This window comes from Rhizobium sp. KNZ2-6A, from assembly GCF_056755475.1.
The window spans coordinates 1-488 of sequence record NZ_JBNDIC010000151.1 but is presented as its reverse complement, the minus strand read 5'-3'; the positions used below and the strand labels follow the sequence as shown (position 1 = coordinate 488).

2 protein-coding genes are annotated in these 488 nt (G+C 55.5%); one reads left to right on the top strand and one right to left on the bottom strand.

Going from position 1 to position 488, the window contains the following annotated elements:
• Positions 1 to 96, bottom strand: a 96-nt coding sequence (locus tag ACPYOP_RS33000; RefSeq protein ID WP_481414392.1) for a VOC family protein, incomplete at its 3' end; no start/stop codon positions are given.
• 133 nt (positions 97 to 229) lie between these two features.
• Between ACPYOP_RS33000 and ACPYOP_RS32995 the strand changes: the two genes are divergently transcribed.
• Positions 230 to 488 (top strand): NUDIX domain-containing protein (locus ACPYOP_RS32995; RefSeq protein ID WP_481414391.1); only part of this gene is annotated, 259 nt, incomplete at its 3' end.

Sequence of the window (488 nt, the reverse complement as noted above, 5' to 3'; positions counted from 1 at the left end):
GAAGTCCTTCAGGATCTTGAGACCCAGCAGCTCGCTATAGAAGGTCTTCGAGCGAGCGATGTCGCCGACGAAGGGAATGGGATTTACGAAACGCATCGTCAAAGCCGTTTTTATTGGAGGGGATGAACCGAGAAACAAACAACCTTCAAACGATTTCAAGACATCTCAGCGCAAATGTCGATAATTCCGACCACTGATCCCATCTCATCCGCAACCGGAAGGCCGATCCATGCAAGAAACCGAGCGAACCATGATCGTCATGGATTCGGGAGAGTCCCGCTTCCAACTGCGCGCAGGCGCCTTGATCCGCTCGAACGATCATATCCTCATCCACCGCGCGCTCGGAGACATTTTCTGGTCCCTACCCGGCGGCCGGGTCGAGTTTCACGAGGCAGGCGCCGAGACACTTGCCCGCGAGATCGAAGAGGAAATCGGCTGCACGGCCACCGTCGGCCCCTTGCGCTTCATCATCGAAAACTTCTTCGAAC